Raw genomic sequence first — 14,094 nt, forward strand, 5'->3', positions numbered from 1 at the left:
CGCCGCTGGTACTCGAAGGAGAGGTGCTCCGGGTCGTCGAGGTCGACGTACGACTGCGGGGCCCCGTCGATCAGCAGGGTCCAGCCCCGCGCCCGCTCCCGGTCGGGTATGAGCTGCGCGAGCCCGCCGTCGACCTGCTCGGCGACGGCTTCGACGGCTCCTCGCCCTCGGCGGGCACTTCTGGACCTTCCCACGCGCCCATTGTCGCAAGTGGCGCACCGCCGCACGCACGCGCGTGCCGAGCCGCGGAGGTCCGTCCGGCCGACGTCAGCGGCAGTTGTCCGCCGCCTCGAGGAGCCGGGCCGCCTCACCCAGCGCCCGGCGGAGCACCGCGGGGTCGGTCGCGAGGTCGGCCTCCCCGGGCGGGACCAGCCAGTCCGAGCCCTCCGCGGGCGGCTCCGGGGCGAGCCGCAGGCCCTGCCCGTCGGTCTCCGTGCACGTGCTCCCGGGCACGTCCCAGGCCGCGGCCGTGCCGGCCGGCACCACGAAGCCCAGCGTGTCGTCCTCGTCGTCGTGCAGCACGGGCCCCACCGTGTCCCCCGTGCCGCGGCGCAGGATGTCGACCGCCTCCAGCCCCTGCCGGGCCGGCACCGTCACCAGGTCGCACGGGGGCTGCGAAGACTGCGGCGGCCGCGGTGACTGTGACGGCTGCGGTGACTGCGGTGACTGTGACGGCCGCGGTGACTGTGACGGCTGCGTACACGGATCGCGTCTCTGCGGGGTCTCCATCCCGGCCTCCATCGCGAACACCTTCCTCGTGAACGAGCGGGTCGGGAGTCGGGCGGCTCCCGGTCCACGGGATTCAACGCGGCGGTGCGTCAACGGGTACGGCCGAAGTCCGCCGCAAAGGATGGCACTTCATGGCAGATCACGGACGAGATATCCGATTTGTAGTCAACCACAGCGTGGCGGACCGGGCACAACCGGTACTTTCTTGCTCGCCGGAAACAGGGAGCCACATGGATCATTCGGACAACTCATCCAACTCCTTCCTGAACCCGGCATGGTTCGACGGTTCGCACGAGAGGGCCCGGCCATGACGTCGTCGACGGTGACCTCGTCCCAGTTCCCCCGGCCACCACGGCCGAATCCCGCCTTCCGGCGGCTGCGCGGACAGCGCTCGCCGGCCGAGTTCGCCGCGCTGGTACGGCGGGCCGCCCAGGAGATCGGTGAGCGGGTCAGCTGCGACGCCCGCTACATCGGCCGGGTGGAGGCGGGTGAGATCCGCTGTCCCAACTACGCCTACGAACGTGTGTTTCTGCACATGTTCCCCGGCCGGACGCTCACCGACCTGGGGTTCGCCCCCCGGTCGGCCGTCCGCGGACGCGCGGCACGCCGCACCCCGCGTGAGACGGGGGAGGCGGACCGGCCGTATCAGTCCCACGACCCGCAGGACCACGCTCAGGACCATCCGCAGGACCCGTACCACCCGTACGAAGACCACGAGGAGAGCGACGTGCTGCGTCGCGCATTCATGACCCGCGGAGGCGTCACGGTGGCCGCCGCCTCGCTGGGCCCCCTGGGGCTCGCCTTCGACGCGTCGGCCGCGGACCGCCCCGCGCGCCGCGCCGGCGCGAGCGACGCCGGCGCCGTCGAGGAGGCCGTCCGCCGGATCCGGCTGCTCGACGACCGGCACGGAGCGGACGGCCTCTACCGCCGCGCGGCCGCTCCGCTGCGCGCCGCCTACGCGCTGCTCGACGCCGGCACGATCCGGCAGACCACCGCCGACCGGCTGTACTCGGGCGCCGGCGAACTGGCCATCTCGGTGGGCTGGCTGGCCCACGACTCCGGGCGCTTCGACGACGCCCGCTCGCACTACGCGGAGGCGCTGGCCACCGCGCGCGTGACCGGGGACCCGGCCCTGGAGGCGCACGCCTTCTGCAACACGGCGTTCCTCGCCCGGGACGCGGGACGGCCGCGGGAGGCGGTGCGGGCCGCGCAGGCCGCGCAGCGCGTGGGACGCGAGCTGGGCTCGGCGCGGCTGATGTCGCTGCTGTCGCTGCGCGAGGCGGGCGGCTGGGCGGGGCTCGCCGACCGCACCGGCTGCGAACAGGCGCTCGCGCGGGCCCGGGCCCTGTACGAGCGGGGGCCCTCGGACGCCGACCCCGAGTGGATGAGCTTCTACGGCGAGGCCGAGCTGGAGGGGCTGGAGGCGCAGTGCTGGTCGGCCCTGGGCGACTGGCCGCGGGCGGCCCGGCACGCGCGGCGGGCCGCGCATCTGCAGGACCCGCACTTCACGCGGAACATCGCGCTGTACACGGCCGAGCTGGCCGACGACCTCGCGCGCGGGGGACGCCCCGACGAGGCCGCTGCCGCGGGGATGCGGGTGCTGGATCTTCTGGGCCAGGTCCAGTCGTCCCGGGTTCAGACGATGCTGGCGGGGACGGCACGGGTGCTGCTGCCGCACCGGCGGGCCGGCGGGGTGTCGGCGTTTCTTGAGCGGCATGCGAGCTCTCCTCGTACAGCGTGAGGTGAGTTCGGAGGGCGCTGCTCGCTGGTGCGGGCCGGGGGTGGGCGCGGCCGCGGCGGCACGACTGCCCGCAGGCTGCGGCCCGACGCAACCCTCGGGACGATCTCCGCGTCTTTGAGGGCCGGGGGCCGCCCCGAGGAGACCGGCGTGTGCACCGTAAAGTGGCACGACCCGGCCCGCCACGGGGCACCGCAGCGACACAACAGGGGGAGGGGCATCGGATGCCGCAGACCGAGGCACCGGCACCGGCACCGCGGACCGAGGCACCCCCGCGAACCCGGCTGCGCTGGTGGACCGAGCTGCCGCTGATACTGCTGGTGTACGGCTGCTACTCGGCGGGCCGCCTGCTGGCCCGCGGGGACGTCTCCACCGCCGTCGACCACGGCCTGGCGATCCTGCGCGTCGAGAAGCTGCTGTACCTGAACGCCGAGCACCCCCTCAACCGCCTCTTCACGCGCGAGCCCTGGATCGGCGTCCCGGCGGACTTCTGGTACGCGTCGCTGCACTACCTGGTGACGCCCGTGATCCTGGTGTGGCTGTTCAAAGCGCGCGCCACGCTCTACCGGGCGGCCCGGACCTGGCTGATGACGTCCACCTTCATCGGCCTGATCGGCTTCACCCTGCTGCCCACCTGCCCGCCCCGCCTGCTCTCCCCGGAGCACGGCTTCGTGGACACGATGGCGTACTACAGCTCGTACGGCTGGTGGGGCGGCGAGGCCAGCGCGCCGCGCGGGCTCGGCGGGATGACGAACCAGTACGCGGCCATGCCGAGCCTGCACGTGGGCTGGGCCCTGTGGTGCGGGGTGATGCTGTGGCGCCACGGCGGCACGCGTACGGCCAAGGTCGCCGGCGTGGTCTATCCGCTGGTGACCACCCTGGTGGTGATGGGCACCGCGAACCACTACTTCCTGGACGCGGTCGCGGGCGCGGCCGTGATGGGCGTCGGGCTGCTGCTCGCGCCGTACGTGATGCGGGGCATGGACCGGGCCCGGGCGGTGCTGACGGCCCGTGCCACGGCCGTCACGGGACGCTCGGGCGACACGGGTTCCCCGATTGTCAGTAGTAGGTGCCAGACTTCGGCGGGTGAACGGATTCCACGGCAGCGCGAAGCACGGTCCGGTCCCGGAGCCACGCCGGGAGCCGTCCCCGAGCAAGCGGGGGACGGCGCTCCGGCACCAGCTCGCTGAGCTGCGCGGGCCCGGCGTACCGGCCCGGACGCTGGACGCCCGTGCCCTGGCGGCGCTCGCCGCGAACCCGGGCTGCCGGCGGCGCGCGATCCTGGACGGCGCGGGCGTGGACAAGGCGGCGCTCGCGGACGCGCTGGGCGCGCCCTCGGCCTTCGGCCAGTCCCAGTTCGCCTTCATGCGGGGCAACGCGTTCGAGGCGCGGGTCAAGGCGGACGGCGGCGCGGAGCTGCTGCGGCTGGCGCACCGGAAGCTGGACCCCGGCGCCGAGCCGCCGCAGGAGGCCCACGTCCCCGACCTGACCGCCCAGGGCCCCGACGGGCGCACCGCGCGTACGGCGCTGGCGCTGCGCGAGGCCACCGGAGCGGGCGGCTGGACGCTGCTGGACCACCCGATGCTCGCCCTGGAGGTGGCCGGCTCGCCCGCCTTCCTGGAGCCGGACGCGGTGGTGGTGCACCCGGACGGCGGCTGGACGGTCGTGGAGATCAAGTCCTTCCCGATGCTGGACGGCTCCGCGGACCCGGCGAAGGTCGGCGCGGCGGCCCGGCAGGCGGCGGTGTACGTGCTGGCGCTGGAAAGCGTCGCCGCCCGTCTGGACCCCGCCCCGCGCGTACGGCACCGGGTGCTGCTGGTGTGCCCCAAGGACTTCTCCAACCTGCCCACCGCCTCCGCCGTCGACGTCCGCAAGCAGCGCGCGGTGACCGCCCGGCAGCTGACCCGGCTGACCCGCCTCCAGGACATCGCCGACACGCTCCCCGAAGGGGTGTGCTTCTCCCCCGAGCTGCCTCCCGAGGAGCTGACGGCCGCGGTCGAGGCGGTCCCGGCGACGTACGCGCCGGAGTGCCTGGCCGCGTGCGAGCTGGCCTTCCACTGCCGGACGCGCTCCCGCGCGCGGGGCGCGGTGACCACGCTGGGCCGCTCGGTCCGCGCCGAGCTGGGCGGTCTGTCGACGGTCGACGACGTGCTGGCGGCGGCCCGCGGCGAGGCGGGCGACCCGGACGACCCGGCGGTGGCGGCCCTGCGCAGGGCGGCCGCGCTGCGGGCCGAGGCGCTGGCGTCCGCGGGCCGGGGGTCGGCATGTCACTGATCGCCACCCTCGCCCGGCTCGAGGCGGTGCGCGCCGGGCGGGCCCAGCCCGCCGCGACCGTCCGGCACCGGCACCTGTCCGAGCGGCCGCTGGTGCTCGTGCCGCTCACCACCGCCGGTGAGGCGGGCGCCCCGCTCGGCGCGCTGGTCGGCCCCGACCGGCACGCGCCCCGGCTGCTGGCCGTGCCGCAGCCGCGCGACCGGGACCTGAGGTTCGCGTTCCTCGCCGAACTGGCCGACGTGGTCCTGCCGTACATCGACTCCTGCGCCTTGGCCGTGGAGGCCGCCGAGCGCACCGAGACCGACCCGGAGAGCGGCAAGCGGGTCAAGGTCGAGGTCGAGCTGTGCGCGGACGCGCCCCAGCTGATCGTGCCGAGCCGCGCGGGCATCGACTTCGTACGGCTGCTCGGGCGCTCCATGCGCTTCCGGCGCACCGCCGAGCAGGATCCCCAGACCCCGCACCCGGCGCCGCCGAGGGTGCCGTTGCTCGGACGGTGGCTGACCCACTTCGGGGAGCGGGCACGCGTGCCCGGCTCCTCGCTGCTGCTGGCGCTGACCGACGTACTGGCCCGGCACTGGACGACCGGCCAGTCCAGTCTGGAGGACCAGCACCTGGGGGCGCTGCTGGCGTGGATCAGCCCGCCGGAGGGCGCCTCGGGCGCGGAGGCCGCGCTGCGGGCCGAGCTCGCGCGGGATGCCGACGGCCAATTGGAGTGCCCGCCGGCGGGCCCGGCGACCGACCCGGCCTTCGACAACAAGCTGCTGGCGCCCGCGATCGAGCGCTACGACCGCGCGCGTACGGCCCTCGCCGCCGCCGAGGACGGACTGCAGGCCGACGACCGGCTGGGCGCCCTCACCGCCGCCGAGCGCGGGATCCGCGCGCTGGTCGAGGAGTGCGCCCTGCCCACCTGGGAGAAGGTCTGGGACGGCCTGGACCTCCTGCGGGCGCTGCCCGAGGGCGCGCACGTCGAGGAGCGGTGGACGCGCGACCGCTGGTCGTTCACCGGCCACCGCGACCGCGTGCTCGCGGGCGAGCCCCCGCAGCCGCGCCGCGACGACGCGGTCACCGCGGCGAACAAGCTGGCCGCGCGCGAGCGTGAACAGGCCCGCCTGGAGGCCCAGGAGGCGCTGGACGACCCGCTGGTCATGGCGGGGCGGCGGCTGGCCGGGGAGGCGTTCGCCGGCGAGGTCACGGACGTCGTCATGGCCTACAGCGAGGGCAGGCGGCCCAGTCCGCGCCCGCTGGTCACCGTCCGCACGGACGACCAGCCGCACCTGGGCGAGCGGGCCCGGGTGTACCGCTCGCTGGACGGCAGGCCGCAGTCGGCCGAGTTCGTCGCGTACGAGGAGGACGGGGCCGAGGGAACGCTGATCACCCTGCGGATCCTGGACAAGATGGGCCGCGGCAAGGAGCCGGCGGCCGGTTCCGTGCCGGACAAGGGCGACCGCCTGTGCTTCACGCTCTTCGAGCACGAACAGCGCGGCGGCGCGAAACTGCCCGACCCGGAACAGACCCCGTGGACGCACGGCGGCCCGCCGGACGAGGAGAGTGCGCCGGAGGCCCCCGACCCGGTGACCGAGGAGGATGTGCTGTGACCGCCCCCGCCCAGGAGACCGCCTTCGACCCCGGGATGGCGGCCACCCGGGCCACCGACGCGATCCTCCGCGACACCCTGCACGGCCCGCACCGCGGGGTCGTCGTCGACTCCCCGCCCGGCGCGGGCAAGTCGACGCTCGTCGTCCGCGCGGCGCTGGAGCTGGCCGCCGCCGGACGGCCGCTCATGGTGGTCGCGCAGACCAACGCGCAGGTCGACGACCTGGTGGTGCGGCTGGCGGAGAAGGACCCCGAGCTGCCCGTCGGCCGGCTGCACAGCAGTGACGCCGACCCGTACGACAAGGCCCTCGACGACCTGCCGAACGTACGCAAGTCCGCGAAGACCGCCGACCTCGCCGGTCTGGACGTGGTGCTGTCGACCGCCGCGAAGTGGGCGCACGTGAAAACCGACGAGCCGTGGCGGCACGCGATCGTCGACGAGGCGTACCAGATGCGCTCGGACGCCCTGCTGGCGGTGGCCGGGCTGTTCGAGCGGGCGCTGTTCGTGGGCGACCCGGGCCAGCTGGACCCGTTCTCGATCGTCGGCAGCGAGCAGTGGGCGGGCCTGTCCTACGACCCGTCGGCGTCCGCGGTGACGACCCTGCTCGCGCACAACCCCGGGCTGCCCCAGCACCGGCTGCCGGTGTCCTGGCGGCTCCCGGCGTCGGCGGCGCCGCTGGTCTCGGACGCGTTCTACCCGTACACGCCGTTCCGCAGCGGCACGGCGGCCGGGGACCGGCGGCTCACCTTCGCCGTCGCCTCGGACGGCTCGGCCCCCGACCGGGTGATCGACGAGGCCGCCGAGTCCGGCTGGGGCCTGCTGGAGCTGCCCGCGCGGTACACCCCGCGCACGGACCCGGAGGCGGTGCGCGCGCTGGCGGCGGTCGTACGGCGGCTGCTGGAGCGGGGCGGCGCGGCCGTCTCGGAACGGTCGCCGGACCCGGCGCCGCTGACCGCCGGCCGGATCGCCGTCGGCACGGCGCACCGCGACCAGGCGGCGGCCGTGCGCGCGGCCCTGGCGGACCTGGGCGTCACCGACGTCACCGTGGACACCGCGAACCGCCTCCAGGGCCGGGAGTTCGACGTCACGGTGGTCCTCCACCCCCTCTCCGGCCGCCCCGACGCCACCGCCTTCCACCTGGAGACGGGCCGCCTCTGCGTCCTCGCCTCCCGCCACCGCCACGCCTGCATCGTGGTCTGCCGCGCCGGCGTGAGCGAACTCCTGGACGACCACCCGTCCACGGAGCCGGTCCAACTGGGGGTGACGGTCAAATTCCCCGACGGCTGGGAGGCGAACCACGCCGTCCTCGCGCGGCTGCGGGAACACCGGGTGGGCTGGAAGCCTTGAGGGACCGGGGTCGACTTTCGTCCCGCCGCCCTCTTGCGTGCGCGCGGGACAATGAAGGGTGGCCCTCTCACAGGGCCGTACCACCCGAACCGTACGAGGAGGACACGACATGGCGGAGCCAACGCCGCGTCGCAACGAGCCGCGGCTGCGCCCCGCGCCCCTGCTGTTCGAGCCCGCCGCGGCGAGTGCCGACCCCGAGCACTTCTTCGACCTGGAGTCGATCGACGACCCGCGCGCGCTGCTCGCGCGGGCGACGGAGCTGACGCAGGCGTTCCGCGCGGCGGCCGACCGGGCGGTGGAGTTCCAGGCGATCGCGGCGGCGCAGCTCGCCGACCCGCGGCGGTTCGACCGGCTGACCCCTGCGGACATCGCCGAGCGGGCGGAGTGGACCGAGGACTACGCCAAGAAGATGGTGGAGTTCGGCCGGGATCTGCTCAGCGGCACCGAGGGCGGCGTACACGCCAACCCGGCCGATCCCCTCTGACCCAACCGCTCCCGGACGGTCCCGGCCCGGCATATGCCGGGCGCGTACGATACCCCCGCCCGCCCCTCCCTGTCCCGGTTTTCCACGACCCTGTGGAAGCGGCTGCTCACGTTCGGTAGATATATCCGCCATGAGCCGCACAGGGAACGAACCGTTCTTCGACCATCTGCACGCCTCCGGCGTCACCCCGGACGGTGCCGCCTGGCTCGCCTCGGCGGGGGCGTACCCGCGCAGCACCCTCGCGCTCTGGCGGGAGCGGCCGCGGTCGCCGGTCGCCCTGCCCTGCGGCACCGCCTTCGACGTGGTGAACACACCCGTGGTCTTCGGCCGCCGGATGCTGGACCGGCTGTGGGACGAGGGTCCGGGCTCGGGCCCGGTGGCCGTCCACCGGGGGCGGATGCTGCTCTTCGCCGCGCCGGGCACCGCGCAACGGCTGCCCTCGCTGCTGAAGTGGGAGGAGTGGGGGTCCCAGGGCCGGCCGGCCGGCCGTGGCGAAGGCATCCCGCCGCTGCTGTGCCACGGCCACGGCGACGCGGTGACCCTCCCGCCCCCGGCCGACGACGGCTCCCCCGGGCGGTCCGACTCCCGCTGGCTGGTCGCCCCGGACACCCGCCACCCCTGGCTTCCGGGCCCGGAGGTGCTGCTGTGGGCGGCCGTGCGGGCGGCCCGGGCGGCCGTGCGGATATCGATTTTTCCTCCCGCCGACCAGGGTGCTAAGGTCTACGACGTCAGCAGGCGCCGCTAGCTCAGTTGGTTAGAGCAGCTGACTCTTAATCAGCGGGTCCGGGGTTCGAGTCCCTGGCGGCGCACGATGGCGATGGCGAGGCATGTCCGCGGAAAGCGCGGACCGTCTCGCCATCGTTGTTTTTGCGCGGCTTCGCCGCGCGTGGTGGGGGCTTCGCCACCCACACCCCCTTGCTCCGGTCACCGTGGGAGTCAGCTGCTCCGGTCACCGTGGGAGTCAGCTGCTCCGGTGATCGTGGGGGTCAGGCGGGTGTGATCTTGACCGTGTACGCTCCCGACGCCGTGCGGTTCTCCACCTCCACGCGGACCCCGTCCCCCGGCACCGTGAAGGTCTCGCCGACGTCGATCGGCGCGTCGGCGAGCGGCGGGTGGACGGAGGTCCCCGCGCAGGCGCCGGTCCGCGGGTGGGCGTCGATCACCTGGACGGAACCGCCGCCCGAATCCACCCCGCTGCGCACCCGGTACACCAGCACCCCCTCCCGGCACCCGGTCACGTCGTTGCCGAGCTGTGCCCGCGCCTCGACGGCGAGCGCGCTGTCGCTCCCGGTGCGCACCACCGCCAGCTTCGTCCCGTTGCCCAGCCCGAACGGCGGCGATCCGGCGACTCCCTCCCCCGCGCCCGCCGCCCCGGCCGGCCCCACCTCCACCGGCTCCAGCGTCAGCCGGGCCGGCCCCGGGCTCCGTACGCAGGTCACCTGGCGCGGGTCCAGCCAGCCGAGTTTCCACTTGTGCCAGGCGAACAGGTCCGGTGAGAGCGCGAACTGGCTGCCCATCAGGTCCCAGTCCCCGACGTAGGTGTCCCAGTCGCCCTTGCCGTCCACCGGCCGGTGGTACAGGTCGGGCAGGTCGAAGACGTGGCCGGTCTCGTGGGCGAGCACCAGCCGGTCCGGCGGATGCCGTTCGAACACCGTCACCACCCGCCGGATCTCCTTGCCGTCGGCCTGCAGCGGGATGTCCAGGTTGACGACCTTCGTCGCGTCCGAGTCGACGCCGGGCGCGTCCGGGTCGGCGACGAAGTAGACGACGTCGTAGCGCGAGAAGTCGACCTCGGGGTCGGCCGCGGCCAGCGCGTCGTCCAGGTAGGCGGCGCGTTTCCGGGGGTTCCAGTCCCGGCTCATGGCGTACGCCGTGGACGGCCGCGGCATCCGGATCCAGTGCCGCAGCGGGTGCGTGCGCAGGGTGAACCTGCCGTAGGACGCCTGCTCGTAGAACCGGTTGGTGGCCGGGAAGTGGTCGGCGGCGAGTTCGGCCGGGGTGGTGAGCGGTGCCGAGTCGGGGAAGGCCAGGAACACCAGGACGGCGTCGAGCGGCCGGGTGGGCTGCGGATAGGAGGTGTTCCAGGTGTCCAGGCCCTCCGAGTGGTGCGCGTCCGTGCGACGCAGGGCGCAGGGTGAGGCGGCGAACGGTTCGGCGGCGGACGGCCCGGTCAGGATCGAGGTGGCCGCGACCGCCGACAGGGTGGTGAACACGGCCGCGGTGCTGCGCAGTCGGGGGCGCGCCCCGCGCATCCCCGCACGGCCGAGCGCCCTGAGGGCGTCATGACCGAGCGCCTTCAGGGGGAGCTGACGCGGCACGGGGACCTCCGGGGCGGTTCACGGGACACCGAGCCCAGCTTGTGTCAGGTTGTAGAGGTATGCCCTGTTTATCTGCACCGGAAGGGTGAGGAGCCTGAGTTCACGGCTGAACGGCCCGGCGTGGGGCCCGGGGAAGCGACATCCCCGGATCGCTCACGGAACGTCACAAGTGATCGGTTGGCCGAAGAACCCGTCCCGGTGCGGGCAGAAACGATCTGCCCGTGGGGCCGGTCATCCCGTGAGGCCGGCAAGTGGCTGGAAGGGGTCCGCCGACGGCAACTATGATCGGCACACTTTCCCTGCACTTTCCTGCGCGGACACGGGCCGTGGGGCCGTTCGCCCCCGGCCGGCCACCCGACGAGACCGATACGAAGACCGAGTGCACTGCGGGAGCGAGCGGTGAGCGGAACGTCCGAAGGGCCGACGCCCGCGACAGACCTCAGCCGACCGAGCGTCACACAGAGTGATACGACGATGTGTCCGAGTACCGAGCCGGCCGCGACGGCCGCGGCCCGTCAGGCCGTTGCCGCCGCCCCACCCGCGCCGCCTCGCAGCGGTCCCGGCGGCCCTCTCCCCGCCGCCGCCCTCACTCCCATGGCCCAGTCCGCGCCCACTCCCGTCGGATTCACCGGCTTGGCCCAACGCCCGCCCGCCGCCGCCCCGGAGCCGCCCCTCCCGGAGCCCCCCTTCCGTTCCGCCTTCTGCGCCGCGCCGCTGGCCATGGCCGTCGTCGACCGCGACGGCCTGGTGGTCAGCGCCAACGACACCTTCGGCACGCTGTTCGGCGGCGGCCCCGAGGAGTTCGCCGGGCAGCCGGCCGCCGACCTGGTGGACCTGACCTCCGACGCCCGGACCCGGCACGCCTACCACGAGGTGCTGCGCGGCGGGCGGGCCCGGCTGCGCTGCGCCCGCCGCCTGAAACATCCCGACGGCCACGGCCTGTGGGTCCAGATCACCGTCGCCCCCCTGGCGCCGGAGTCCCCGGACGTGCTGCTGTCCGTCGCCGACATCAGCGTCCGGCGCGAACTCCAGTCCCGGCTGCGGCACCTGCGGAACCACGACCCGGTGACCCGGCTGCCCAACCGCACCCTGTTCTTCGAGCGCCTGTCGGCCGCGCTGGAGGCGGAGTCGTACGAGCGCGGCGGGAGCGGCCGGATCGGACTGTGCTACCTGGACCTGGACGGCTTCAAGGCGGTCAACGACACCCTCGGCCACCGGACCGGCGACCGGCTGCTCGCGGCCGTGGCCGAACGGCTGACCCGGTGCGCGGACGAGGCCGGACACGGCCGTACGAGCGCCCCGCTGGTGGCCCGGCTCGGCGGTGACGAGTTCGCGCTGCTCGTGGAGGACTCCACCGGCACCGAGCAGCTCGCGGAGCTGGCGGAGTCGGTGCTCACGGCCCTGCAGGCGCCGTTCGAGATCTCCGGCCGGCACCTGTCGGTGTCGGCGTCCATCGGCGTGGTCGAGCGGCACGCGGCCGGCACGTCGGCCACCGCGCTGATGCAGGCGGCCGACACGACGCTGTACTGGGCGAAGGCGGACGGCAAGGCCCGCTGGACCCTGTTCGACCCGGAGCGCAACGCGCGCCGCATGACCCGCCAGGCCCTGGTCTCCTCACTGCGCGCGGCCGTCGAGCGCGGTGAGTTCGCCCTGGAGTACCAGCCGCTGGTCGGCATGGACGACGGACGGCTGCGCGGGGTGGAGGCCCTGGTGCGCTGGCGGCATCCGCAGTTCGGCACGCTGACGCCGAATCGGTTCATCGCACTGGCGGAGGAGGACGGCTCGATCGTGCCGCTGGGCCGATGGATCCTGGCCACCGCCTGCCGCCAGGCCCGCCGCTGGCAGCTGGACCACCCCGACGAGCCGCCGATCTTCGTCAGCGTCAACGTCGCGGTCCGCCAGGTGTGGGACTCCGACCTGGTCGCGGACGTGGCCGAGGTGCTGGCCGAGACCGGGCTGGCGCCGCACCTGCTGCAGCTGGAGCTGACCGAGTCGGCGGTGATGGGCTCGGCCGGCCGGCCGCTCCAGGCCCTGCGGGCGCTGAGCGACATGGGCGTGCACATCGCCATCGACGACTTCGGCACCGGCTACTCCAACCTCGCCTACCTCAGCCGGCTGCCGGTGTCGGCGCTGAAGCTGGACGGTTCCTTCGTACGGGGCTTCCAGCACGAGGAGCGGGGCGGTACGGCGGGGCGGCCGAGCCCCGCGGACGAGGTCATCGTGGAGGCGATGGTCCAGCTCGCCCACCGGCTGGGGCTCACCGTCACCGCCGAGTGCGTGGAGACCTGCGACCAGGCCAGCCGGCTGCGCCGGATCGGCTGCGACACCGGACAGGGGTGGCTGTACTCCCGGCCGGTGTCGCCGGACCGCATCTCCGAGCTGCTGGGCGACCGGTGCTGAGCCCCGCTCAGTTCCCGGGCAGACCGTAGGCGTCCGCGATGAGTTCGTAGCTGCGCAGGCGTATGTCGCCGCTGTGCGCGTTGCTCGTGATCATCAACTCGTCGGCGCCGGTGCGCTTGTGCAGGTCGTCGAGGCCGGCGCGGACCTCGTCGGGGGTGCCGTGCACGACGTTGGCGTTCCAGGAGGTGACGAACTCCTGCTCCGCCGGGCTGAACTCGTACGCCTCCGCCTCCTCGGGGGTGGGCACGAGGCCGGGGCGGCCGGTGCGCAGCCGGACCATGTTCAGCGCGGCGGCCAGCACCTGGCGGCGGGCCTCCCTCTCCTCGTCGGCGGCGAGCGCGGCGACGCCGATCAGGGCGTACGGGGCGTCGAGCACCGCGCTCGGCCGGAAGGACTCGCGGTACAGGTCGAGGGCGGGGAGGGTGTTCTGCGCGGAGAAGTGGTGGGCGAAGGCGAAGGGCAGGCCGAGCATGCCGGCGAGGCGGGCGCTGAACCCGGAGGAGCCGAGCAGCCAGATCGGCGGGCGGTGCGGGGACTGCGCGCCGCCCGGCGAGGTGCCCTGGACGGGGCCGGGCACGGCGTGGACACGGCGGTAGGGGTGGCCGTCGGGGAAGTCGTCGTCGAGGAAGCGGGTCAGCTCGGCGAGCTGCTGCGGGAAGTCGTCCGCGCCCGAGTGAACGGGGGTCCCCCCTGCTCGAGCGGAGCCGAGAGCTTGGGGGAGGTCGGTACGGCGCAGGGCGGCGGCGGTGGCGCCGTCCGTGCCGGGGGCCCGGCCGAGGCCGAGGTCGATACGGCCGGGGGCCATGGCCTCCAGGGTGCCGAACTGCTCCGCGATGACCAGGGGGGCGTGGTTGGGGAGCATGACGCCGCCGGAGCCGAGGCGGATGCGGTGGGTGTGGGCGGCGATGTGGGCGAGGATCACCGCCGGTGAGGAGGAGGCCACGCCGGGCATGGAGTGGTGTTCGGCGACCCAGTAGCGGTGGTAGCCGCGGGTCTCCGCGAGGGCTGACAGGGCGACGCCGGTCTTGAGGGCGTCGGTCGCGGTGTGGCCCGCGCCCACGGTGACGAGGTCCAGTACGGACAGGGGGACGGGGGCGGTTCCGTGGGTTGTTCCCCTGATCTCGTCTGCCACCGGTGCCTCCTGTTTTCGCCGTTCGCTTTTCCGACCGGTGTCAACAGGGTGCCGTTGCTTTTTGTTCCTTTTCCCACC

Annotated in this window: 11 protein-coding genes, 1 tRNA gene and 1 pseudogene; 9 read left to right on the forward strand and 4 right to left on the reverse strand. The window is 74.3% G+C overall.

Features of this window, described 5'->3' with window-relative positions:
• Together RH94_RS46030 and RH94_RS38390 are read right to left on the reverse strand one after the other, a co-directional pair.
• Positions 1-227 (reverse strand): annotated as a pseudogene (locus RH94_RS46030) (hypothetical protein); the annotation flags it as partial.
• A gap of 40 nt (positions 228-267) precedes the next feature.
• Positions 268-729 carry a hypothetical protein gene (locus RH94_RS38390; protein ID WP_073952908.1) on the reverse strand — a complete coding sequence of 154 codons (462 nt, stop codon included), beginning with the start codon at positions 727-729 and terminating at the stop codon, positions 268-270.
• A gap of 307 nt (positions 730-1,036) precedes the next feature.
• Between RH94_RS38390 and RH94_RS38395 the strand changes: the two genes are divergently transcribed.
• The 8 genes from RH94_RS38395 to RH94_RS38430 all read left to right on the forward strand — a co-directional run bounded on the left by RH94_RS38395 (position 1,037) and on the right by RH94_RS38430 (position 8,975).
• Complete coding sequence (locus tag RH94_RS38395; RefSeq protein WP_073952894.1) at positions 1,037-2,470, forward strand: hypothetical protein; 1,434 nt, start codon at positions 1,037-1,039, stop codon at positions 2,468-2,470.
• A gap of 221 nt (positions 2,471-2,691) precedes the next feature.
• Positions 2,692-3,657 (forward strand): phosphatase PAP2 family protein, encoded by a 966-nt coding sequence (locus tag RH94_RS38400; RefSeq protein ID WP_073952895.1) that lies wholly within the window; start codon positions 2,692-2,694, stop codon positions 3,655-3,657.
• Positions 3,554-4,741 carry a hypothetical protein gene (locus tag RH94_RS38405; RefSeq protein ID WP_407697421.1) on the forward strand — a complete coding sequence of 396 codons (1,188 nt, stop codon included), beginning with the start codon at positions 3,554-3,556 and terminating at the stop codon, positions 4,739-4,741. Before RH94_RS38400 ends, RH94_RS38405 begins: the two co-directional genes overlap by 104 nt.
• Positions 4,732-6,336 (forward strand): hypothetical protein, encoded by a 1,605-nt coding sequence (locus tag RH94_RS38410; protein ID WP_073952896.1) that lies wholly within the window; start codon positions 4,732-4,734, stop codon positions 6,334-6,336. Before RH94_RS38405 ends, RH94_RS38410 begins: the two co-directional genes overlap by 10 nt.
• Positions 6,337-6,371: 35 nt before the next feature.
• Positions 6,372-7,682 carry an AAA family ATPase gene (locus RH94_RS38415; protein ID WP_073952909.1) on the forward strand — a complete coding sequence of 437 codons (1,311 nt, stop codon included), beginning with the start codon at positions 6,372-6,374 and terminating at the stop codon, positions 7,680-7,682.
• Between the two features lie 109 nt (positions 7,683-7,791).
• Complete coding sequence (locus tag RH94_RS38420) at positions 7,792-8,166, forward strand: hypothetical protein (RefSeq protein WP_073952897.1); 375 nt, start codon at positions 7,792-7,794, stop codon at positions 8,164-8,166.
• Between the two features lie 130 nt (positions 8,167-8,296).
• The gene (locus RH94_RS38425) at positions 8,297-8,911 is read left to right on the forward strand and encodes a bifunctional DNA primase/polymerase (protein WP_073952898.1); all 615 of its coding nucleotides are present in this window, start codon (positions 8,297-8,299) and stop codon (positions 8,909-8,911) included.
• Positions 8,902-8,975, forward strand: a tRNA-Lys gene (locus RH94_RS38430). The genes RH94_RS38425 and RH94_RS38430 overlap by 10 nt, the downstream gene beginning before the upstream one ends.
• A 177-nt stretch (positions 8,976-9,152) precedes the next feature.
• On the opposite strand, the gene RH94_RS38435 is transcribed toward RH94_RS38430, so the two are convergent.
• Positions 9,153-10,484, reverse strand: coding sequence for a M6 family metalloprotease domain-containing protein (locus tag RH94_RS38435; RefSeq protein ID WP_073952899.1), 1,332 nt, complete (start codon positions 10,482-10,484; stop codon positions 9,153-9,155).
• Between the two features lie 399 nt (positions 10,485-10,883).
• Between RH94_RS38435 and RH94_RS38440 the strand changes: the two genes are divergently transcribed.
• Complete coding sequence (locus RH94_RS38440) at positions 10,884-12,884, forward strand: putative bifunctional diguanylate cyclase/phosphodiesterase (protein ID WP_234426365.1); 2,001 nt, start codon at positions 10,884-10,886, stop codon at positions 12,882-12,884.
• Between the two features lie 7 nt (positions 12,885-12,891).
• On the opposite strand, the gene RH94_RS38445 is transcribed toward RH94_RS38440, so the two are convergent.
• Positions 12,892-14,016 (reverse strand): LLM class flavin-dependent oxidoreductase, encoded by a 1,125-nt coding sequence (locus tag RH94_RS38445; RefSeq protein ID WP_073952901.1) that lies wholly within the window; start codon positions 14,014-14,016, stop codon positions 12,892-12,894.
• Positions 14,017-14,094 lie beyond the last annotated feature (78 nt).

The organism is Streptomyces kebangsaanensis, assembly GCF_001906585.1.
Lineage (GTDB): Bacteria > Actinomycetota > Actinomycetes > Streptomycetales > Streptomycetaceae > Streptomyces > Streptomyces kebangsaanensis.